Raw genomic sequence first — 21,572 nt, 5'->3', positions numbered from 1 at the left:
CTCTCCTGCGGTCTTCTGCCATCTGGGAGGGGCCCGGCGGCGACGAGTGTGACATCCCGCCGCCGGGTGCGACGTGGATCACATCTCCAGGGCGGGCAGGTCCAGGCGTTCGAGCCGGTCGGGGTCGGCGAGGATGTACATCTCGGTGATACGGCCGTCCACGACGGTGACCGCCGAGACCGACAACGGGCGTCCCTCGGGCATGGTGACCACGCCGACCGTGCCGTTGACGAGCACGAGCCGCGACCAGACCGAGAACTGCCGGAAGGTGAAGGCCCCTTCGGCCACCGACCGGGCCCCGCGCAGCACCTTGGAGGCAGCCGCGCCCCGCACCAGCGCGCCCGAGTCCACGCGCAGCACCACATCGGGGTGGAGCACCGCGACCAGCGCCTCGAAGTCACCGCCCCGGGAGGCGGCGAGGAAGGCTTCCAGTGCCCGGCGCTGCCGGCCGAGGTCGGGGTCGGCCGACGGGGTGGCCCCCTGCACTCGGCGGCGGGCCCGGCTGGCCAGCTGACGGGTCGCCGCCGCACCGCGTTCCACGATCGGCGCAATGTCGTCGAAGGGCACCGCGAACATGTCGTGCAGCACGAACGTCAGCCGCTCGGCGGGCTCCAGCGTCTCCAGGACGATCAGCAGGGCGATCCCCACGGAGTCGGCCTCCACCGCCTCCTTCTCGGGGTCCACCTCCGACAACGGCCTGACCACCGGGTCCGGGACGAACGTCTCGTCCATCGACTGCTCGCGCCGGGCCGTACGGGAGCGCAGCATGTCCAGGCAGACCCGGCCGACCACCGTGGTCAGCCAGCCGCCGAGGTTGCGGATCTCGTCCGCGTCGGTGCGTCCGAGCTTGAGCCAGGCCTCCTGGACCGCGTCCTCGGCCTCGGCGAGCGAGCCGAGCATCCGGTAGGCCACCGCGCGCAGCCGGTCGCGGTGCTCCTCGAAGCGGCGGGCCAGCAGTTCCGTGTCGTTCATCCTTCTCCCCGTTCGTCGGCCGGGGCGCCCGGCCGCGGCCGGGCGTCCTCCCCGCGCACTGTCTTACCAGGAGGTGCGGACACCTCCTGTCCGCTGTCTCCGTCGCTGGGTGTCAGACCTCGTCGCGGGCGAGTGCGAGGAGCCGGTCCAGGACCCGCGGGGCGCCGGTGCGCAGTCCGTCGTGCTCGAACTCGTCGGTGACCCAGGTGCGCAGCCCCCGCACGGCCCGGGCGGTCCGCAGCGAGTGCCCGGCGTCGACGTACATGTCGTCGTGGTAGACGGCGGCGGCGACCGGGACCTCGTTGGCGGCGAGCCGGGCCGGGTCGTACAGCGGCTGCCAGTCGGTGCGGGCGGCGAGCAGTTCGGCGGTCTCGCGCAGCGGGCGCAGGGACGGGTCTGTCTCGAACACCCAGGGGTGGACCGTCTCGCCGGTGAACAGCACCGGGGCGTCGTCGGCGAGCGCCTTGGCCGCGTCGAACTGCGGGAACTCGGCGCGCACCCGCTCGGCCGCCCAGGCGGTGGGGCGGGTGTCCTGGCCGTAGGTCGGCTCGTGGACGAGGGCGTACAGCGGGTTGCCCGCGTACGACAGGAGGGCCTGGACCTGTTCCTGGAAGGCGTCGGAGAGTTCGGAGCCGGCCGGGGTGCGGACGAAGGCGTCCTCCAGGAGGAAGTGGAGGCGGTGGCTGCCGTCGCTCATGCCCAGCATCAGGCCGAGGGACTGGAAGGCCTCGACGGTGAGCCGGTAGCCGTTCGGCAGGACCACCTGGTGGTCGAGGAGGTGCTCGGCGATCCGCCGGACCCGCTCGACATCCATCGGGTAGCGGTCGTAGTGGGCGGTGACCTTGCGTTCGATGCGCGGGTAGGCGGCCCGGTAGACGTCGTCGGCGTGCGCGTCCAGGGACGGCAGGCCGCCGGTGATGAGGGAGGTCTTTAGGCCTTCCGGGAAGAACGACAGGTACGTCACCGTGCAGAAGCCGCCGTAGCTCTGGCCGAGGGTGGTCCAGGGGGCGCCGCCGGTGAGCTGCGGGCGGATCACCTCGCAGTCCCGGACGATCGAGTCGGCGCGGAAGCGGGCCAGGTGGTCGGCCTGGGCGGCCGGGCCGCCGCGCAGCGGCAGCGTCTGCCGGTTGACCGGGGTGGAGCGGCCGGTGCCGCGCTGGTCGAGAAGCAGCACGCGGTACTCCCGCAGGGCCCGGTCGAGCCAGGCCTGCCGTCCGACGAAACGATTCGCCCCGAATCCCGGGCCGCCCTGCAGATAGAGCAGCCAGGGCAGTTCCTCGTCCGCCTTGTCGCTCGCGACCGCCTCCCGGGCGTACAGCTCGACGGTCTCGCCGTCCGGGGCCGCGTGGTCCAGCGGGACGGTGAAGTGGCGGTCGGTGAGGACGACGCCGGGCTGGCGGTAGCTGAGGCTCAACGTTTCTCCCGGGACGGACGGACGGTCGCGACCCAGTTCAGCACACGTCCGGGGCCCGTTCGCCCCCGGGATCATGAAATCGTTACTGAATAACCGATCAGCGGGCGGCGAGGCTGGAGCGGCGCACCACCAGTTCCGGCTGGAGCACCACCCGGCGGTGCTCGTGCGCCGGCTGCCCCTCGCGGTCCTCGGTCTCGTCCAGGAGCAGGTCCGCCGCCATGGCCCCCATGGTGACGGCCGGCTGGCGGACGGAGGTCAGCGGTACGGCGGCCGCGGCGGCGAACTCGATGTCGTCGTAGCCGACGATCGCCAGGTCGTCCGGGACGACCACCCCGGCCGCGTACATGGCCTGGAGGACACCGAGGGCGAGCAGGTCGTTGGCGCAGAACACGGCGGTGGGCCGGTCGGCGAGGCCGAGCAGCCGGGCCCCGGCGTCCCGTCCGGCGGCGACGTCGAGACGCTCCGTGGGCAGCTCGCGCAGCGCGTCGGGTCCGAGGCCCGCCTCGGCGAGGGCGTTCAGGGCGCCGGTGCGCCGGTCGCGGACCTGGTTGAGCCCGGGCGGTCCGCTGACGTAGGCGATGGACCGGTGCCCGGCGTCGACGAGATGGCGGACCGCGAGGGCCCCGCCCGCCACGTCGTCGACGCTGACGGAGCACTCGGTGGTGCCCTCCGCGACCCGGTCGACCAGCACGAAGGGGATGCCGTGCCGGCGGAAGGTCTCGATGTTGCGGCCGGTGGCGTCCGCCGGGGTGAGCAGGACGCCGCGCACCCGCTGTTCGGCGAAGAGCGCGAGGTAGTCGGCCTCCTCACCGGCGTTCTGGGCACTGTTGCAGACCATCACACCGACCCCGGCCTGCCGCGCCGCCCGCTCGGCGCCCCGGGCCACGTCCACGAAGAAGGGGTTGCCCATGTCGAGGACGAGCAGGCCCATGATCCGGCTGCGGCCCGCGCGCAGCTGCCGCGCGGACTCGCTGCGGACGTAACCGAGCCGGTCGATCGCCGACTGCACCCGCGCCCGGGTCTCGCCGGCGACGGTGTCCGGGCGGTTGATGACGTTGGAGACCGTGCCCACCGAGACTCCGGCGGCGCGGGCGACGTCCTTGATACCCACCGACTGGGCCATCGGGCGAGACCTCCAGGGAACCGTGGACGGCACCTTCACAGCACGGAAGGGCACATCCGGAAGGGCTTCACATTACGACATGCCTCGGACACCGGCCCGGGTCAGGCGGGCAGGGCGAAGTCGACGACATGGAGTGCCGAGGGGTTCGTACCGCTCGACTTCTCCTGGTACATGAACGACAGCACGTTGTCCGCCCCGACCCGCAACTCGTCGATCACGACCTCGCCGAAGGCGTTCAGCCCGCTGCCGTCGTGGAGCAGGGCCCAGTCGGTGTACCCGGAGGCCTTGGACGCACCGGCGATCCGGCCGTAGGGGAACACCGCGTAGGCGTTGTCGTACCTGTCCAGGACCAGCTTGGTGCGCTGGCTGGAGTTCAGGGCGACCGGGATCTCGGTCTTCTGCCAGGTGCCGGCGGAGTTCTTGCGGACGTGGAAGGCGCGCCCGTTCGCCGTGCGGTCGCCGACGTAGTTCGTGGTGCACTGGCCGAAGCGGCCGGGCACGTAGCTGATGATCGCGTGCGGGAGGCCGGCGGAGTCGGTCCACTGGCTCTCCTGGTTCATCAGGGAGTGGTCCGGGTCGAGCGGGTCGACGACGAGGCCCGGGTCGGTGACGGTGACCGTGTCCGAGGTGCCGGTGGTGGCGACCAGGGCGCCGCCGTCGTTGCGCCAGGTGCGGCCGCGGTCGGTGGAGTAGACGTAGCCGGTGTCGTGGTTGGTGATGCCGCCGCTGTTGCACATCACGGCGCTGCTCTGCTCCCTCCAGGTGAAGAAGGCGTGCAGCCGCCCCTTCACGTCGTAGTCGATGCCGTGCAGATACATGTTCCGGGCGGTCGACGAGCCGTGCTCGCTCGTATATGTCCCGCCGGCCCCGGTCCACTCCCCCAGCACGGTCCAGCGCGAACCGTCGTATTCGGCCAGCGCGTTGCGGCCGTTCCCGGAGATCCCCACCCGATAGCTCAGCTGAAGCCTCCCCTCGGGCGTGGAGATGAACTGCGGGTAGGTGAACTGCGAGGTCGGCGTCACCCCGTCCAGCGATGTCTGTACGGTGCCGAAGACGGCCGAGGTCCACGCCGTGGAACCGAGGTTGTCCAGCAGCCCGGCCACCGACCTGACGTAGAAGAAGCCGTCGCTGTGGGAGTCCATGTTGATGTGGAGGCGGCCGTCGGCCTTGGAGACGCCCAGGGAGATGACGTTGTGGGAGTCGGCGGCCTTGAGCTGATGGTCGAGGGTCACGGTCGCCCATGACGACCCGCCCAGCACCCGCCGCCCGATCACCGCGGCGCCGGTCGAGGTGTACCAGCCGGCGTACTGGTAGCACTTGTAGGTGAACAGGCCGCTCTTCTGGAAGGAGTTGTTGTTGACCAGGCCGTCGTAGGAGACGAAGTAGACGGCCTGGGCGTCGAGTCGGCTGGTGCTCTTCTTGGTGACGGACGGGCCGGGGTCGGCGGCCCGTGCGATGCCCGGCGTTGCCACGCCGGCCAGTATGGCGGTGGTGAGCACGGTACGGCGTCTCATGAGCGGCTCCTGGTCGAGGGGACGGGTCGTCAGGCGAGGTGGAACACTTCGGTGAGCGGCTTCATCGCCTCGTCGGGCCGGGTGCCGGCCGGCGACTCGAAGAACGGCCCCATCTCGGCCTGCCAGCGGGCGTTGACCTCGGTGGCCGCCATGCCGGCCCGGGCGGCCTCGAAGTCCTCGGTCTCCAGATAGCCGACCAGCAGGCCGTCGTCGCGCAGGAAGAGCGAGTAGTTGTGCCAGCCGGTGGCGGAGAGCGCCGCGCGCATCTCCGGCCACACGACGGCATGGCGTTCGCGGTACTCGGCGATGCGGTCCTGCCGGACCTTGAGGAGGAAACAGACCCGCTGCATCAACGCCCCCTGAGGTCCTAGAAGTTGAACTGGTCGACGTTCTTCGCGTCGAACACGGTCGGCTTGCCGAGGTTGATCACGCCGTCCTTGCCGATGGTGTACGTGGTGGAGCCGGCCTTGAAGGTCTCGCCCTCCTTGCCGGTGATCTGCCCGGAGGCCAGCGCGACGGCGGTGCGGGCGGCGAGGTCGCCGAGCCTGGCCGGGTCCCACAGCTCGAAGGCGTCGACGGTGCCGTTCTTGACGTACTGACGCATGTCGTTGGGCGTGCCGAGGCCGGTCAGCTTGACCTTGCCCTTGTACTTGGAGCCGGACAGGTACTGGGCGGCCGCCTTGATGCCGACGGTGGTCGGGGAGATGATCCCCTTGAGATTCGGGTACTGCTGGAGCAGGCCCTGGGTCTGCTGGAAGGACTGCTGGGCGTCGTCGTTGCCGTAGGCGACCTTGACCAGCTTGACGTTCTTGTACTTCGGGTCCTTCAGCTCCTCCTTCATGAACCCGATCCAGGTGTTCTGGTTGGTCGCGGTCTGCGCGGCGGACAGGATCGCGATCTCGCCCTTGTACCCGATCTGCTCGGCGAGCAGCTGCACCTCGGTACGGCCGAGGTCCTCGGCGCTGGCCTGCGAGACGAAGGCGTTGCGGCAGCCGGCGTTGGTGTCGGAGTCGTAGGTGACGACCTTGATCCCGTTGCTCATGGCCTGCTTGAGTGCGGTGCACAGGGCGCCGGGGTCCTGGGCGGACACGGCCATGGCGTTCACCTGCTGCTGGGTGAGGGTGTTGACGTAGGAGACCTGCCCGGAGGTGTCGGTGGCGCTGGAGGGCCCGACCTCCTTGTACTTGGAGCCCAGCTCGGTGAGCGCCTTCTCGCCGCCCTTGTCGGCGGAGGTGAAGTAGGGGTTGTTGACCTGCTTGGGCAGGAAGCCGACGGTGAGGCCCTTCTTGAGAGCGGCGTTCGGGTCGGCCTTGGCGGTGGAGGTGGCCGCCGCCGAATTGTCACTGCCGGAGTTGTCCTTGGTGGTGCCACCACAGGCGGTGGCGGCGAGAGCGAGGCAGGAGACAGCGGCGAGCGCGACGCAGGCACGCCGAAGGGATGACTTACGCATGAGGGTTCCTTTGGACGGAGGGTTCGTGAGGCGCCCCCTCCTGGGGGCGCGGGACTGTATTTCATTTGCGGCTTCGCCGCGTGGGCGCGACCAGCCACACACGGCCCGCAGTGATCAGACGGTCTTCGCCGCTCTGTGCCGAGCCAACGAGATCTGCCGGGCAACCCGAGGCCCAAGCACCGAGACGACCAGCAGCACACCGGTCACAACAATCTGAGACTGCGCGGACACATTCAGCAGGCTCATCACGTTCTGCAACGCCCCGAGCAGGAACACCCCGGCGATCGCACCGCCCAGCGTGCCCCGGCCCCCGTCGAAGTCGATACCGCCGAGCAACACCGCGGCAACGACGCTCAGTTCGAGCCCCGTCGCGTTGTCGTACCGCGCGCTCGCGTAGTGCAACGCCCAGAAGATCCCGGTCAGGGACGCCATCAACCCGGTGGCGACGAACAGGATCAGTTTGTTCCGCTTCACCCGGATCCCGGCGAACCGCGCCGCCTCCTCGCTCGCCCCGACCGCGAACAGCGACCGCCCGAACGGCGTGGCGTGCAGCACCACCACCGCGATCAGGAGCAGCACCAGGAACGGCAGGAAGGCCCGCGGCAGGAACGTGCTGCCGAGCCGCCCGGCCGCGAAGTCGAGGTACTGCGTGGGGAAGTCGGTGACCGCGTCCGAGCCGAGCACGATCTGCGCGATGCCCCGGTAGGCCGCGAGCGTGCCGATGGTGACGGCCAGCGACGGCAGGCCCAGCCGGGTCACCAACAACCCGTTGACCAGCCCGCAGACGACCCCCAGCAGCAGGCACAGCGGGATGATCGTCTCGATCGCCATGCCCTCGTTCCAGAGCCTGCCCATGACCGCGCCCGAGAGCCCGGCGGTCGAGGCGACCGACAGGTCGATCTCCCCGGCGACGACCAGCAGGGTCATCGGCAGCGCGACCAGGGCGATCGGAAGGGTGTTGCCGATCAGGAACGACAGGTTGAGCGAGTTGCCGAAGCCGTCCACGAAGCCGAAGGAGAACAGCAGCAGCACGACCAGCAGGGCGCCGACGACGGTGTCCCAGCGAATCGCACGCGTCAAGGACTCAGGCATGGCTGGTGCTCTCCTTGCTGGTCGCGGTCCTCTTGAGGGCCGACTTCTTCTTCAGCGCGGCCGCCACCCGCAGCGCCACGACCCGGTCGACGGCGATGGCGAGCAGCAACAGGAAGCCGTTGATGGCGAGGACCCACACCGAGCTGACCCCGAGGGCCGGCAGCACGCTGTTCACGGAGGTCAGCAGCAGCGCGCCGAGCGCGGCGCCGTACACGCTCCCGGAGCCGCCCGTGAAGACCACCCCGCCCACCACCACGGCGCTCACGACGGTGAGTTCGAAGCCGTTGCCGGTGCCGGAGTCGACGTTGCCGAAGCGTGCCAGGTACATGGCCCCGGCCAGCCCGGCGAGTCCGCCGCAGAAGGTGTACGCGGTGAGGATCCGCTTGCGCACCGGGATACCGGCCAGCCGGGCGGCCTCCGGGTTGGACCCGAGGGCGTACAACTCCCGTCCGCTGCCGAAGTGTCTGAGGTAGTAGGCGGTGGCGACCAGGACCGCGAGGGCGATGAGCGCGAGCCAGGGGAGGGCCGACAGCCCGCCCGAGCCGAAGTCGTTGAACCCGCCGGGGAGATCGGCGGCCGTGATCTGCCGGGAGCCGACCCAGATGGAGTCGACGCCCCGGATGATGTACAGCGTGCCGAGGGTGACGACCAGCGCGGGCACCTGGCCGAGGCTGACGAGAAGGCCGTTGAGCAGTCCGCAGCCGATGCCGAGCAGCACGGCCAGCACGATGGCGACGACCGTGCTGCCACCGCCGTGCAGATAGTCGCCGGCGGCGAAGGCGGTGATGCCGAGCGTGGAGCCGACGGACAGGTCGACGTTCCTCGTGATCACCACCAGGGACTGGCCGGTGGCGACCAGCACCAGGATGGTGGCGTTGAGCAGCAGGTCCTTTATGCCCTGCTCGGAGAGGAACTCGCTGTTGCCTGCCTGGGTGACGGCGATCATCACCAGGAAGACGACCAGGATGGCGAGTTCGCGCATCTTGAAGACCCGGTCGACGAGCCGGGTCCCGCTGGACTCGGGCGCCTCGGCGACGGAGGTCTGTTCGGAGGTGGTCACCGTCATGCGGCGGCCCTCCCCACGGCGGTGGTCGTCATGCGGCGGCCCTCCCGGTCGCTGCGGCCATCACGGTTTCCTCGGTCGCGTCGGAGCGCGGGATCTCGGCGGTGATCCGGCCCTCGTGCATCACCAGCACGCGGTCGGCCATGCCGAGGATCTCGGGCAGGTCGGAGGAGATCATCAGGACGGCGACCCCGTCGGCGGCCAACTCGCCGAGGAGGCGGTGGACTTCCGCCTTGGTGCCGACGTCGATGCCCCGGGTCGGCTCGTCGACGATCAGCACCTTCGGTCCGGTCGCCAGCCATTTGGCGAGGACCACCTTCTGCTGGTTACCGCCGGACAGGGTCGAGACCGCGTCGGCGATCCGGGCGTACTTCACCTGGAGCTTCACCGCCCAGTCGAGGGAGCGGCTGCGCTCGGCGCCCCGGTCCATCAGGCCGGCCCTGACGGTCGTCCACAGTCCGGTCAGGCCGATGTTGCGCTCGATGGACATGTCCATCACCAGGCCCTGGGCGCGCCGGTCCTCGGGGACGAGGGCGAGTCCGGCAGCCATCGCCGTGGAGGGCGCGCCGTTGGTGAGCTTGCGACCCCGCACCTCCACCTCCCCCGCGTCCCAGCGGTCGACGCCGAACACGGCCCGCGCGACCTCGGTCCGGCCGGCGCCGACCAGTCCGGCGAGGCCGACGATCTCGCCGGAGCGCACCTCGAAGGAGACGTCGGTGAAGACGCCCTCCCGGGTCAACCGCCTTACGGAGAGGGCGACTTCACCCGTCGGCAGGTCCTGTTTGGGGTACAGCTCGTCCAGGTCGCGGCCGACCATCCGGCGGACCAGGTCGTCCTCGGTCATGCCGTCGACGGGCTCGCTGGCGATCCAGGCTCCGTCCCGGAGGGTGGTGACCCGGCGGCAGATCCGGAAGATCTCCTCCAGGCGGTGCGAGATGAACAGCACGGCGGCGCCCTGGTCGCGCAGGGTGCGGACGACACCGAAGAGGCGGGCGACCTCACTGCCGGTCAGGGCCGCCGTCGGCTCGTCCATGATCAGGACCCGGGCATCGAAGGAGAGCGCCTTGGCGATCTCCACGATCTGCTGGTCCGCGATGGACAGGCCGCGGGCCGGTCGGTCGGGGTCGAGGGCGACGCCGAGCCGTTTCATCAGGGCGGCCGTGGCCGCGCGGGTGGCCTTGTGGTCGATCCGGCCCAGCGCCCGCCGGGGCTGACGGCCCATGAAGATGTTCTCGGCGATCGACAGGTCGGGGAAGAGCGTGGGTTCCTGGTAGATCACGGCGATTCCGGCGTCGCGGGCGTCGCCGGGGCCGTGGAAGACGACGGGCTCGCCGTCGAGCAGCACCTGACCGGCGTCCGGTCGGTGCACCCCGGCGAGGGTCTTGATCAGCGTCGACTTGCCCGCGCCGTTCTCCCCGGCGAGGGCGTGCACCTCGCCGGGGAACAGCACCAGGGAGACGTCCCGCAGGGCGCGGACGGCACCGAAGGACTTGGAGACGCCCTTCAGCGCCAGCACCGGGGCCGGTCCCGTGTCGGACGGGTGGGTCATGGGGGCTCCTCGACGACACCGGCGAGACGGTCGGCCCCGGCTCCACGGCGTCGTGAAAGGTTTCAACTGGATTGCCGGGACCGTAGGCACCAGGGGCATGTCACGTCAATGGGTCCGTATCGAAAAAATTTCGATAGCCAAAGGTCACGGCGGAGTCACGGAAAACCTGGTTGGCCGGAGTGCTTGACACCCCTTCGGAGGGCTCATACTTTGCCGTTCTGAATCGTTTCACAGTTCATACCCCCAGGAGCCCCGAAGTGACCGACCTCGCCGCGGTGAAGGCCGCGCTGAAGACCCAGGCCGTCGAGACGCCGTCATGGGCGTACGGAAACTCGGGGACCCGCTTCAAGGTGTTCGCCCAGCAGGGCGTGCCGCGCTCGGTGAAGGAGAAGCTGGACGACGCGGCGCAGGTCCACGCGGTGACCGGGGCCGCGCCGACGGTGGCGTTGCACATCCCCTGGGACAAGGTGGACGGCTCCGATGGATACGCGGACCTGGCCGGGTACGCCGAGAAGCAGGGTCTGAAGCTGGGGGCGATCAACTCCAACACCTTCCAGGACGACGACTACAGGCTGGGCAGCATCTGCCATCCGGACGCGGCGGTGCGCCGCAAGGCCGTCGGTCATCTGCTGGAGTGCGTCGACATCATGGACGCGACGGGGTCCCGCGACCTGAAGCTCTGGTTCGCGGACGGCACCAACTACCCCGGGCAGGACGACATCCGGGCGCGCCAGGACCGGCTCGCGGAGGGGCTGGCCGAGGTGTACGCGCGGCTGGGCGAGGGGCAGCGGATGCTGCTGGAGTACAAGCTGTTCGAGCCGTCCTTCTACACGACCGACGTGCCGGACTGGGGTACGGCCTACGCCCACTGTCTGAAGCTGGGGCCGCAGGCGCAGGTCGTGGTCGACACCGGGCATCACGCGCCGGGTACCAACATCGAGTTCATCGTCGCCACGCTGCTGCGGGAGGGCAGGCTCGGGGGCTTCGACTTCAACTCGCGGTTCTACGCGGACGACGACCTCATGGTGGGTGCCGCGGATCCGTTCCAGCTGTTCCGGATCATGTGCGAGGTCGTGGGCGGGGGTGGGTTCGCCTCCGAGGTGGCCTTCATGCTCGACCAGTGTCACAACATCGAGGCGAAGATCCCGGCGATCATCCGGTCGGTGATGAACGTGCAGGAGGCCACGGCCAAGGCGTTGCTGGTGGACCGGGAGGCCTTGAGGCAGGCGCAGCTCTCCGGGGACGTCCTGGGGGCCAACGCGGTGCTCATGGACGCCTACAACACGGACGTACGACCGCTGCTGCGCGAAGTACGCGAGGAAACGGGGTTGGACCCCGATCCCCTCGCCGCCTACGCCCGGTCCGGATGGGCCGAGAAGATCGTCGCCGAACGCGTCGGCGGACAGCAGGCCGGCTGGGGGGCGTAGGGCCGCCGGAAGCTGCGGTGGCCCGGACCGGCCTCGAACGGCCGGCCGTCGACGCGAAGTTGGTCACCACCGGGGAACGGGGCGACGCGCACTCGGCGCCGGTCCGCGACGGCGCCCCGAGGCGTCGCCAGGGCCGATGCCGCTGTCGAGCACCCGGTCACGCGTCCGGCGCGGCGGCCCCTCCGGTGCCGCGGGGGCGGAGCAGCCGGAGCACCATGTCCACGGTGCGCTCCGCGGGACGCTGCCGCGTGGTGACGTTGAGCAGGAGTGTGCGGGCCAGAACGGCGCCCAGAAGCATGTCGAAGACGTCGTCCGGGTCCACGGCGGGGTCGACGCTGCCGGGCGGTGCGGCACGCAGGATCTCCTCGAACTGCGGCCGGGCCGACACCCGCAGATCCAGCTCAGGCGGACGGGGGCGCCGCGACGTCTGGTGGTACGCGAGGAGGCCGGCCGCGGCCGCTCGTGCCGCCGGCGCGTTGAAGGCGGCCAGATAGGCGCGGATGAACCGGCGGACGTCGCCGCGAAGGTCTCCCGCCGGCCGGACGCCCAGTGGACTGAGCCCGGGGAACGTGGCTTCCTCGATCAGTTCGATCCTGGACGGCCAGCGCCGGTAGAGGGCGGACGCGTGCACACCCGAGTGCTCGGCGACGGCCTGGATCGTCGTCGCCTCGAAGCCTCGCCCGACGAGTAGTTCGCGCGTGGCCGCGAGAGCCCGTTCGTCGATGCTGGTGTCCCGTGGACGGCCCGGGCGACGGCGAGACTCGGTCATGCCGGCCATCGTAGTGACCTGGTGCGCTCCCGGTCCGCACCCGCAATTTCAGGAGACGGTCTTCTGTAACTGGCCACGCGTCGCCAGAGTCCCCTGGCGGACGGGCCCCGGTCGGGGACGTGCCCTCGGTTCGCGAAGTGGAGAAGCCGATGCGGGCTGCTGTGCTGCGAGGCGGGACGGTCGAGACGCGGATCGTCGACGACCCGGTTCCCGGACCGGGCCAGCTCCTGGTCCGGTCGCTCGCGTGCGGGATCTGCGCCTCGGACCTGCACTTCATGGACCATCCGGAGGCGGGCGCCGACGACGACAGCGGGATGTCGACGTACGACCAGGACGTCGACATCGTCATGGGCCACGAGCACTGCGCCGAGGTGGTCGGCTACGGCCCCGGCACCGAACGCCGTATCCCCGTCGGTACCCGGGTGAGTTCGCTGCCGGTGCTGTCCACCGCGGTGGGGCGCAGGATCATCGGGCAGAACCCGGACGCCCCCGGCGGGTTCGGCGAGTTCCTGCTGCTGACCGAGGCCATCACCCGGGTCGTGGTCTCCGGCCTGCCCAGCGAGGTGGTGCCGGACATCCGTCAGAAGACGCGCTCGAGATCCTGGCGGCCGACGGTCCGCATGCCGGGTCCGGCAAGGGGCCGGGCAGAAGCCGAAGCGGACGACCCGCTTCCCGGCGACAGGGGCGCACCCCGGGCGGTGGCCGACGGAAGGCGCGGGGTGCACGACCCGGCGATGAATCGTTTCACGATTTCACAAGGGCCGACGCGCCCCTCATCAAGGGTGCCGACGCGGAGCACCCCTCCATCACGAGTCGACCCAGCCGCGGGCGCACAGACGTCTTGACGTCGCCAGAGCGCTGCGGATAAGTTCCCCGGGACATGGTCTGAAACGATTCAAGTTCACGCGACCCACTAGGAAGCCCCATGACCGTCCACCCCGAAGCCGCCGCTCTCCTCGACCGCTCCCATCGGCTCGGCGCTGATCCCCGTAACACCAACTACGCCGGCGGGAACGCCTCCGCCAAGGGCACCGCCACCGATCCCGTCACCGGTGGTGATGTCGAGCTGATGTGGGTGAAGGGGTCCGGTGGGGACCTCGGCACCCTCACCGAATCGGGGCTCGCCGTGCTGCGGATCGACCGGCTCCGGGCGCTCGCCGGTGTCTATCCGGGCGTCGAGCGCGAGGACGAGATGGTCGGTGCCTTCGACTACTGCCTGCACGGCAAGGGCGGGGCTGCTCCCTCCATCGACACGGCCATGCACGGACTGGTCGACGCCCCGCATGTCGATCATCTGCACCCGGACTCCGGGATCGCGCTGGCCTGTGCCGCCGACGGGGAGAAGCTGACCGCCGAGTGTTTCGGGGACTCGGTGGTGTGGGTGCCGTGGCGGCGGCCCGGGTTCCAGCTGGGGCTGGACATCGCGGCCGTCAAGGCCGCCAACCCGCAGGCCGTCGGGTGCGTCCTCGGCGGGCACGGGATCACCGCCTGGGGTAGCACCTCCGAGGAGTGCGAGCGGAACTCGCTGCACATCATCCGCACCGCCGAGGCCTTCCTCGCCGAGCGCGGCAGGGCGGAGCCCTTCGGGCCCGTCGTCGAGGGGTACGGTCCGCTGCCGGAGGCCGAACGACGGGAGCGGGCCGCCGCCATCGCGCCGTACGTCCGTGCCGCCGCCTCCCAGGACCGGGCTCAGGTCGGGCACTTCACCGACACCGACGTGGTCCTCGACTTCCTGGCCCGGGCCGAACATCCGCGGCTCGCGGCGCTGGGGACGTCGTGCCCGGACCACTTCCTGCGGACCAAGGTACGGCCGCTCGTCCTCGACCTGCCACCGACCGCGCCCCTCGACGAGGCCGTCGCCCGGCTCAAGGAGCTGCACGCGGCGTACCGCGAGGAGTACGCCGCCTACTACCGGCGGCACGCCCTGCCCGACTCCCCCGCCATGCGCGGTGCCGACCCGGCGATCGTGCTGGTGCCCGGCGTCGGCATGTTCAGCTTCGGGAAGGACAAGCAGACGGCCCGGGTCGCGGGCGAGTTCTATGTCAACGCGATCAATGTGATGCGCGGGGCCGAGGCGGTGTCGGCCTACGCGCCGATCGAGGAGTCGGAGAAGTTCCGGATCGAGTACTGGGCGCTGGAGGAGGCCAAGCTCCGGCGGATGCCGAGGCCCAAGACCCTGGCGACCCGGGTGGCGCTGGTGACGGGGGCCGGCAGCGGGATCGGCAGGGCGATCGCGCACCGGCTCGCCGCCGAGGGGGCCTGTGTCGTCGTGGCCGATCTCAACGCCGAGGGTGCCGCCGCCGTCGCGGAGGAGCTCGGCGGGTCCGACCGGGCCGTCGCCGTCACCGTCGACGTGACGGACGAGGAGCAGATCGCCGCCGCCTCCCGGGCCGCCGTGCTGGCCTTCGGCGGGGTCGACCTCGTCGTCAACAACGCGGGGATCTCCATCTCCAAGCCCCTGCTGGAGACTTCGGCGAAGGACTGGGACCTCCAGCACGACATCATGGCCCGGGGTTCGTTCCTGGTGTCGCGGGAGGCGGCCCGGGTGATGATCGCCCAGGGGCTCGGCGGTGACATCGTCTATATCGCCTCCAAGAACGCCGTGTTCGCCGGGCCCAACAACATCGCCTACTCGGCCACCAAGGCCGACCAGGCCCACCAGGTGCGGCTGCTGGCAGCCGAGTTGGGCGAGTACGGGATCCGGGTCAACGGGGTGAACCCCGACGGTGTGGTGCGGGGGTCGGGGATCTTCGCCGGTGGGTGGGGGGCGCAGCGGGCCGCCGTGTACGGCGTGGAGGAGGCGAAGCTGGGCGAGTTCTACGCGCAGCGGACCATCCTCAAGCGTGAGGTGCTGCCCGAGCACGTGGCGAACGCCGTGTTCGCGCTGACGGGCGGGGAGCTCACCCACACCACCGGGCTGCATGTGCCCGTGGACGCGGGTGTGGCGGCCGCGTTCCTGCGATGACCGGCCCCAGGTCCTATGCCGCGGTCGACCTCGGCGCGTCCAGTGGGCGGGTCATGGTCGGCCGCGTCGGGCGCGACTCGCTGGAGCTGGCCGAGGCGCACCGGTTCGCGAACCGGCCGGTGCGGGTGCCGGAGGGGCTGCGCTGGGACGTACTCGCCCTGTACGCCGGGGTGTTGGAAGGGCTCAGGGCGGCCGGGCGGGTGGACTCCGTCGGGCTCGACAGCTGGGCCGTGGACTACGGGCTGCTGGACGCCGACGGGTCACTGCTCGGCAACCCGGTGCACTACCGGGACGCCCGCACGGAGGGGATCGCCGAGAAGGTGTGGGCGACCCTGCCGGCGGCGGAGCTGTACGCCCGCACCGGGCTCCAGTACGCGCCCTTCAACACCCTCTACCAGCTGGTGGCGGAGCGTTCGAGTGCCCAGTTCGCCCGTGCCGAGCGGCTGTTGCTCATCCCGGACCTGCTGTCGTACTGGCTGACCGGCGAGCAGGGCACCGAGCTGACCAACGCCTCCACCACCCAGCTGATCGATCCCCGGACGCGCGACTGGTCGTACGAGGTGGCGGAGCGGGCGGGGATCGACCTCGGGTTGTTCGCGCCGCTGCGGCGGCCCGGGGACCCGGCCGGAGTGTTGCGGCCCGAGGTCCTTGAGGAGACCGGGCTGGCCGGGCCGGTGCCGGTGACCGCCGTCGGCTCGCACGACACCGCCTCCGCGGTGGCCGCCGTACCCGCGGTCGGTGAGCGGTTCGCCTACATCTGCACCGGCACCTGGTCGCTGGCCGGGCTCGAACTGGCCGCGCCCGTACTGACCGAGGAGAGCCGGGCCGCCAACTTCACCAACGAGCTGGGGCTGGACGGCACGGTCCGGTATCTGCGCAACATCATGGGGCTGTGGCTGCTCCAGGAGTCCGTACGGGCCTGGGGCGACCCGGATCTGGGCGGGCTGCTGCGGGAGGCGGCCGGCGTGCCGGCGCTGCGTTCGGTGGTGGACGCGGGGGACGCGCAGTTCCTGGCCCCCGGCCGGATGCCGGAGCGGATCGCCGAGGCGTGCCGGGCGTCCGGGCAGCCGGTGCCGCGGACTCCCGGCGAGATCACCCGGTGCGTTCTCGACTCCCTGGCGCTCGCCCACCGGCGGGCCGTCACCGACGCACAGCGGCTCGCCGATCACCCGGTGGACTCGGTGTACGTGGTGGGCGGTGGCACCCGCAACGCGCTGCTCTGCCAGCTCACCGCCGACGCCTGCGGGCTGCCGGTGGTGGCGGGTCCGACGGAGGCCGCGGCCCTCGGGAACGTGCTGGTCCAGGCCCGTGCGCACGGTCTCGTCGGCGACCTCGCCGACATCCGGCGGCTGGTCACCCGTACCCAGCCGCTCACCCGGTACGCGCCGCGCGGCGACACCGCCAGCTGGGCGGCGGCCGAGGCACGACTCGCCACCAGGTGAACCGGGGCTCCCGCGGATCGCACCGGCCCATTACCCTGCACTCATCGGATGATCGATCTCTAGGAGCCGCGATGCGTGTCGCCCTGTTCCTGACCTGTGTCAACGACACGCTCTATCCGGACACGGGCCGTGCCGTGGTGAAACTCCTGACCAGGCTGGGCGTCGAGGTCGACTTCCCGATGGCCCAGACCTGCTGCGGGCAGGCCCACTACAACACCGGGTACCGCCATGAGGCGGAACCGCTGGCCCGGCATTTCTCCGATGTCTTCGGGGAGTACGAGGCGATCGTGACGCCGTCCGGCTCGTGCGGGGCGATGGTGCGGGAGCTGTATCCGAGGATGGGCGAGCGGGCCCGGGCGGAAGGGCGCGGGAGCGGTCTCGGGATCGCGCTGGCGCCGGTGGTACCGAAGACGTACGAGCTGACCGAGTTCCTGGTGGACGTGCTCGGGGTGACGGACGTGGGGGCCTACTACCCGCACACGGTGACCTATCACCCGACCTGTCACGGGCTGCGGAGTCTGGGGCTCGGCGAGCGGCCGCGCCGGCTGCTCCAGGCCGTGAAGGGGCTGGAACTGGCGGAGTTGCCGGGGGCGGAGGAGTGCTGCGGGTTCGGCGGCACCTTCGCGGTCAAGAACGCCGACGTCTCGGCGGCGATGGGGGCCGACAAGGTGCGCAACGCCGAGTCGACGGGCGCGGCGGTGCTGTGCGCGGCCGACAACTCCTGCCTGATGCACATCGGCGGCACCATGACCCGGCTCGGCACCGGCATGCGGCCGGTGCACATCGCGGAGATCCTGGCGAGCACGGAGGAGGAGCCGGCCGTATGAGCGGAACGTTCGTGGGAATGCCGGCCTTTCCGAAGGCCGCGCACGAAGCCGTCAACAACCCGACGTTGCGCGGGAATCTGCGCCACGCCACGCACACCATCCGCGCCAAGCGCGCCAAGGCGGTCGCCGAGGTGTCCGACTGGGCCGCGCTGCGGGAGGCCGGAAAACAGATCAAGGACCACACACTCCGTCATCTCGACCGCTATCTGGTCCAGTTGGAGGAGGCGGTGACGGCGGCCGGCGGTACGGTCCACTGGGCGACGGACGCCGACGAGGCCAACCGGATCGTGGCCGACCTGGTCAAGGAGACCGGTGAGTCGGAGGTCGTCAAGGTCAAGTCGATGGCCACCCAGGAGATCGGGCTGAACGAGGCTCTGGAGGCCGAGGGCATCCGGGCCTACGAGACCGATCTCGCCGAACTGATCGTGCAGCTGGGCAAGGACCGGCCCTCGCACATCCTGGTCCCGGCGATCCACCGGAACCGGGGGGAGATCCGCGACATCTTCCGGCGCGAGATGAGCGAGTGGGGGCGCCCCGCGCCCGAGGGCCTCACCGACACCCCGGCCGAACTCGCCGAGGCGGCCCGGCTCCATCTCCGCGAGAAGTTCCTGCGCGCCAAGGTCGGCATCTCCGGCGCCAACTTCATGGTCGCCGAGACCGGCACCCTGGTCGTGGTCGAGTCCGAGGGCAACGGCCGGATGTGCCTCACCCTGCCCGAGACGCTGATCTCGGTCGTCGGCATCGAGAAGATCGTGCCGACCTGGCAGGACCTGGAGGTCTTCCTGCAGACCCTCCCCCGCTCCTCCACCGCCGAGCGCATGAACCCCTACACCTCGACATGGACCGGCACCACGGACGGCGACGGACCGCGGACCTTCCACCTGGTGCTCCTCGACAACGGCCGCACCGACACCCTCGCCGACGAGGTCGGCCGCCAGGCGCTGCGCTGCATCCGCTGCTCGGCCTGCCTCAACGTCTGCCCGGTGTACGAGCGGGCGGGCGGGCACGCCTACGGCTCGGTCTACCCGGGCCCCATCGGCGCGATCCTCAGCCCGCAGCTGCGGGGGACGGCGAGCGAGATCGACGCCTCGCTGCCGTACGCCTCGTCGCTGTGCGGGGCCTGCTACGAGGTGTGCCCGGTCGCCATCGACATCCCTGAGGTGCTGGTGCATCTGCGGGAGCGGGTCGTGGAGGGCGGCGAGGCGGTCCGCAACGGCAACAAGGTGCTGCTCAAGCCGGCCAAGGGGCATGCGGCCGAGCGGGCGGCGATGCGGGCGGCCCGCTGGGCGTTCTCGCACCCGGCCGCCCTGCGCACCGGCCAGCGGCTCGCCTCCCGCAGCCGCCGCCTCCACCCCCGTACGCTGCCCGGCCCCGGCAGAGCGTGGAGCGAAACCCGGGATCTGCCGGCCGTGCCGCCGGAGCCGTTCCGGGACTGGTGGCAGCGGACCAACGGCGGAAAGGGCGGTGCGAAGTGAGCAGCAGGGAACGGATCCTGGGCCGGGTGCGGCGCGCGCTGGCCGATGTGCCGGGCGAGGACGCGCCGGTCGAGCGGGGGTATCTGCGTGAGCACGGGGAGCGGAGCGTCGCGGAGACGGTGGAGCTGCTCGCCGAGAACCTGGCGGACTACCGAGCGCTCGTGCATCGGTGCACGGAAGGTGAACTGGGCGCGCTGATCGGCCGGTTGGTCGCCGAGCGCGGAGCCGGGACGGTGGTCGTGCCGGCGGGGCTGGACCCGGAGTGGCTCTCGGCGGCCGAAGCCGAGGTGTTCCCGGACCTCGCCGAGAGCACACCGCACCAGCTCGACGGGGTCGGCAGTGTGGTCACCGGGTGTGCGGTGGCGATCGCCGAGACCGGGACGATCGTGCTGGACGGCGGCCCGGACCAGGGCCGCCGCCGTATCACGCTCGTCCCGGACCATCACATCTGTGTGGTGCGGGTCCCCGGCCAGGTCGTGTCGTCCGTGCCCCAGGCTCTGGAACGCCTCGACCCGGCCCGCCCGTTGACCTGGATCTCCGGGCCGTCCGCGACCAGCGACATCGAGCTGGACCGGGTCGAGGGGGTGCACGGTCCCCGCACCCTGGAGGTGGTGCTGGTCGGCGGCGGTCGGCCGAGCGCGGAGGTCACTTCGTAGGTGTGCCGCCGCCGCTTCGGCGCGCGGTCCGGAAGGGGCGCGGCTAGCGTGAGGGAATGATCCGGTTCGAGCAGGTCAGCAAGCGGTATCCGGACGGCACGACCGCCGTGGACGGCCTCTCCTTCGAGGTGGCGGAGGGCGAACTCGTCACACTCGTGGGCCCGTCCGGCTGCGGCAAGACCACCACGATGATGATGGTCAACCGGCTCATCGAACCGACCTCCGGCCGGATCCTCGTCGACGGCGAGGACATCGCCCAGGTCGACCCCGTTCAGCTGCGCCGCCGGATCGGCTATGTCATCCAGCAGGTGGGCCTGTTCCCGCACCGCACGGTCCTCGACAACACCGCGACCGTCCCGGCCCTGCTCGGCTGGAAACGGGCCAGGGCCCGCAAGCGCGCCGCCGAACTGCTCGACCTGGTGGGCCTGGACCCGGGGACGTTCGGTCCGCGCTACCCGGACCAGCTCTCCGGCGGCCAGCGGCAGCGGGTCGGCGTGGCCCGCGCGCTCGCCGCCGATCCCCCGGTGCTGCTGATGGACGAACCGTTCGGCGCGGTCGACCCGGTGGTGCGGGAGCAGTTGCAGGACGAGTTCCTCAGGATGCAGGCCACCGTGCGCAAGACGGTGCTGCTGGTCACCCACGACATCGAGGAGGCGGTGCGGCTCGGCGACCGGATCGCGGTGTACGGACAGGGGCGCGTCGAGCAGTACGACACGCCGGGTGCGGTGCTGGGAACTCCCGCCACGCCGTACGTCGCCGGGTTCGTGGGCGCGGACCGCGGGCTGAAGCGGCTGTCGGTGACCGAGATCGAGCCGGACGACCTGGAGCAGCCGCCGGTCGCCCGCCCGGCCGAGTCCGCCGAGAGCGCCGCCGCGCGGCTGCGGGCGGAGGGCGCCCGCTGGGCGGTGGTCCTGGATCCGCACGGCGACCTGCACGGCTGGGTGGGCCGGGACGAGTTGGCGGCCGGCGGCACCGTCGGCGACCTCGCGCACCGGATGACCGCGTGGGTGCCGGTCGGCGCCCCGCTGAAGCAGGCGTTCGGGGTGATGCTCCAGTACGACGCCGGGTGGGTCGCGGTCCTGGACGGCTCGCGCTTCCTCGGCGTCCTCACCCCGGCCAAGCTGCACGAGGCACTGCGCCGCTCGGTGGACGCGGACGCGCGCGGCGTCTCCCGGGGCCAGGTGCCGTTCGACTCGGTCTCCGACGCCTGACCGGCGGGGCGCCGGCCGGCGTTCGTCAGCTGTACGTCATCGGGCAGCCGCGGCGCAGTGAGTGCTGGGCGGCCCGCAGGTACAGCGCGACATAGAAGGCGGTGTCCAGGTCCTTCCCCCACGGGCCGGGGCGGGCGGCGACCGCTTCCTCCGCCGGGCCCTCCAGGAACCACATCGTCAGATCGAGGTTGTCGCAGGCCTCGGGTGTCGCGTCGACGGGGAGCCGGATCGCCGCCGCCAGCCGCTCCGCGAGGGCGAGCACCTCGGGAGCGCCGGCGATCACCGTCTCGTCGGTGTAGGCGGATTCGAGGGGCAGCCGGATCTCCCCGTCGAGGGAGACCGGCACCAGCACCGACCAGCTCAGCAGCAACTCCGCTTCCCCCGGCGCCAGGTGTTTCCGGCACAGCGCGCCGAACCCGTCCATGGCGGGCACCAGCTTCTCCTCGAACGACTGCCCCGAGCCGCGCACCAGACCGGCCGCCTCGGGCACCGACTCGTACGGCGCGAGTCCGCGCCTTCGCAACTCCTCGTTCAGGGCCGAGGCGACGGCACCCTTGCCGCCCTCCTCCTCGTCCTCACCGAACCACTCCCGCGCGGCGACACTCACCAGATAGATCCCCATG

The 21,572-nt window shown here is 71.1% G+C and carries 19 protein-coding genes; 8 read left to right on the top strand and 11 right to left on the bottom strand.

The annotated features are described in order from the left end of the window. Positions 1 to 78 precede the first annotated feature (78 nt). The 9 genes from sigJ to ACGFZQ_RS37340 all read right to left on the bottom strand — a co-directional run bounded on the left by sigJ (position 79) and on the right by ACGFZQ_RS37340 (position 10,177). Entirely contained in the window at positions 79 to 972 is an 894-nt protein-coding gene (gene sigJ / locus ACGFZQ_RS37380; protein ID WP_393844130.1) for an RNA polymerase sigma factor SigJ, read from the bottom strand. Between the two features lie 112 nt (positions 973 to 1,084). Continuing rightward, on the bottom strand, positions 1,085 to 2,386 hold the full coding sequence (locus tag ACGFZQ_RS37375) for an alpha/beta fold hydrolase (RefSeq protein WP_393844129.1): 1,302 nt from the start codon (positions 2,384 to 2,386) through the stop codon (positions 1,085 to 1,087). 97 nt (positions 2,387 to 2,483) lie between these two features. Further along, entirely contained in the window at positions 2,484 to 3,509 is a 1,026-nt protein-coding gene (locus ACGFZQ_RS37370; protein ID WP_393844128.1) for a LacI family DNA-binding transcriptional regulator, read from the bottom strand. Positions 3,510 to 3,610: 101 nt separating this feature from the next. After that, complete coding sequence (locus ACGFZQ_RS37365) at positions 3,611 to 5,023, bottom strand: BNR repeat-containing protein (RefSeq protein WP_393844127.1); 1,413 nt, start codon at positions 5,021 to 5,023, stop codon at positions 3,611 to 3,613. Positions 5,024 to 5,052: 29 nt separating this feature from the next. Next, positions 5,053 to 5,373 (bottom strand): L-rhamnose mutarotase, encoded by a 321-nt coding sequence (locus ACGFZQ_RS37360; RefSeq protein ID WP_393844126.1) that lies wholly within the window; start codon positions 5,371 to 5,373, stop codon positions 5,053 to 5,055. 17 nt (positions 5,374 to 5,390) lie between these two features. After that, positions 5,391 to 6,473, bottom strand: coding sequence for a rhamnose ABC transporter substrate-binding protein (gene rhaS, locus ACGFZQ_RS37355; protein WP_393844125.1), 1,083 nt, complete (start codon positions 6,471 to 6,473; stop codon positions 5,391 to 5,393). A gap of 114 nt (positions 6,474 to 6,587) precedes the next feature. Further along, positions 6,588 to 7,565 carry an ABC transporter permease gene (locus ACGFZQ_RS37350; RefSeq protein WP_393844124.1) on the bottom strand — a complete coding sequence of 326 codons (978 nt, stop codon included), beginning with the start codon at positions 7,563 to 7,565 and terminating at the stop codon, positions 6,588 to 6,590. Beyond that, positions 7,558 to 8,631, bottom strand: coding sequence for an ABC transporter permease (locus ACGFZQ_RS37345; protein ID WP_393844123.1), 1,074 nt, complete (start codon positions 8,629 to 8,631; stop codon positions 7,558 to 7,560). The genes ACGFZQ_RS37350 and ACGFZQ_RS37345 overlap by 8 nt, the downstream gene beginning before the upstream one ends. 28 nt (positions 8,632 to 8,659) lie before the next feature. Beyond that, on the bottom strand, positions 8,660 to 10,177 hold the full coding sequence (locus ACGFZQ_RS37340) for a sugar ABC transporter ATP-binding protein (protein ID WP_393844122.1): 1,518 nt from the start codon (positions 10,175 to 10,177) through the stop codon (positions 8,660 to 8,662). A gap of 257 nt (positions 10,178 to 10,434) precedes the next feature. Here ACGFZQ_RS37340 and rhaI point away from each other — a divergent pair, with 257 nt between their 5' ends. After that, positions 10,435 to 11,604 (top strand): L-rhamnose isomerase, encoded by a 1,170-nt coding sequence (gene rhaI / locus ACGFZQ_RS37335; RefSeq protein WP_351747769.1) that lies wholly within the window; start codon positions 10,435 to 10,437, stop codon positions 11,602 to 11,604. 157 nt (positions 11,605 to 11,761) lie between these two features. Here the strand turns inward: rhaI and ACGFZQ_RS37330 are convergent, their stop codons facing one another. Further along, complete coding sequence (locus tag ACGFZQ_RS37330; protein ID WP_393844121.1) at positions 11,762 to 12,373, bottom strand: TetR/AcrR family transcriptional regulator; 612 nt, start codon at positions 12,371 to 12,373, stop codon at positions 11,762 to 11,764. Positions 12,374 to 12,522: 149 nt separating this feature from the next. On the opposite strand from ACGFZQ_RS37330, the gene ACGFZQ_RS37325 reads away from it, so the two are divergent. The 7 genes from ACGFZQ_RS37325 to ACGFZQ_RS37295 all read left to right on the top strand — a co-directional run bounded on the left by ACGFZQ_RS37325 (position 12,523) and on the right by ACGFZQ_RS37295 (position 20,949). Next, the gene (locus ACGFZQ_RS37325; RefSeq protein WP_393844120.1) at positions 12,523 to 13,218 is read left to right on the top strand and encodes an alcohol dehydrogenase catalytic domain-containing protein; all 696 of its coding nucleotides are present in this window, start codon (positions 12,523 to 12,525) and stop codon (positions 13,216 to 13,218) included. Between the two features lie 80 nt (positions 13,219 to 13,298). Beyond that, positions 13,299 to 15,338, top strand: a complete 2,040-nt coding sequence (locus ACGFZQ_RS37320; RefSeq protein ID WP_393844119.1) for a bifunctional aldolase/short-chain dehydrogenase — start codon at positions 13,299 to 13,301, stop codon at positions 15,336 to 15,338. Beyond that, on the top strand, positions 15,335 to 16,780 hold the full coding sequence (locus ACGFZQ_RS37315; RefSeq protein ID WP_393844118.1) for a rhamnulokinase family protein: 1,446 nt from the start codon (positions 15,335 to 15,337) through the stop codon (positions 16,778 to 16,780). Before ACGFZQ_RS37320 ends, ACGFZQ_RS37315 begins: the two co-directional genes overlap by 4 nt. Positions 16,781 to 16,851: 71 nt before the next feature. After that, entirely contained in the window at positions 16,852 to 17,607 is a 756-nt protein-coding gene (locus ACGFZQ_RS37310) for a (Fe-S)-binding protein (RefSeq protein WP_393844117.1), read from the top strand. Beyond that, complete coding sequence (locus ACGFZQ_RS37305; RefSeq protein ID WP_393844116.1) at positions 17,604 to 19,082, top strand: LutB/LldF family L-lactate oxidation iron-sulfur protein; 1,479 nt, start codon at positions 17,604 to 17,606, stop codon at positions 19,080 to 19,082. Before ACGFZQ_RS37310 ends, ACGFZQ_RS37305 begins: the two co-directional genes overlap by 4 nt. Continuing rightward, positions 19,079 to 19,738 (top strand): lactate utilization protein C, encoded by a 660-nt coding sequence (locus ACGFZQ_RS37300; protein WP_393844115.1) that lies wholly within the window; start codon positions 19,079 to 19,081, stop codon positions 19,736 to 19,738. The genes ACGFZQ_RS37305 and ACGFZQ_RS37300 overlap by 4 nt, the downstream gene beginning before the upstream one ends. A gap of 56 nt (positions 19,739 to 19,794) precedes the next feature. Continuing rightward, entirely contained in the window at positions 19,795 to 20,949 is a 1,155-nt protein-coding gene (locus ACGFZQ_RS37295) for an ABC transporter ATP-binding protein (protein WP_382532582.1), read from the top strand. Between the two features lie 25 nt (positions 20,950 to 20,974). On the opposite strand, the gene ACGFZQ_RS37290 is transcribed toward ACGFZQ_RS37295, so the two are convergent. Next, entirely contained in the window at positions 20,975 to 21,571 is a 597-nt protein-coding gene (locus ACGFZQ_RS37290; protein ID WP_393844114.1) for a hypothetical protein, read from the bottom strand. Position 21,572: the final 1 nt, after the last annotated feature.

Origin of the sequence: Streptomyces sp. NPDC048254 (assembly GCF_043201895.1) — a bacterium.
Taxonomy (GTDB): Bacteria; Actinomycetota; Actinomycetes; order Streptomycetales; family Streptomycetaceae; genus Streptomyces.
The sequence above is the reverse complement of the archived record's forward strand: the minus strand, read 5'-3'. Positions and strand labels throughout refer to the sequence as shown.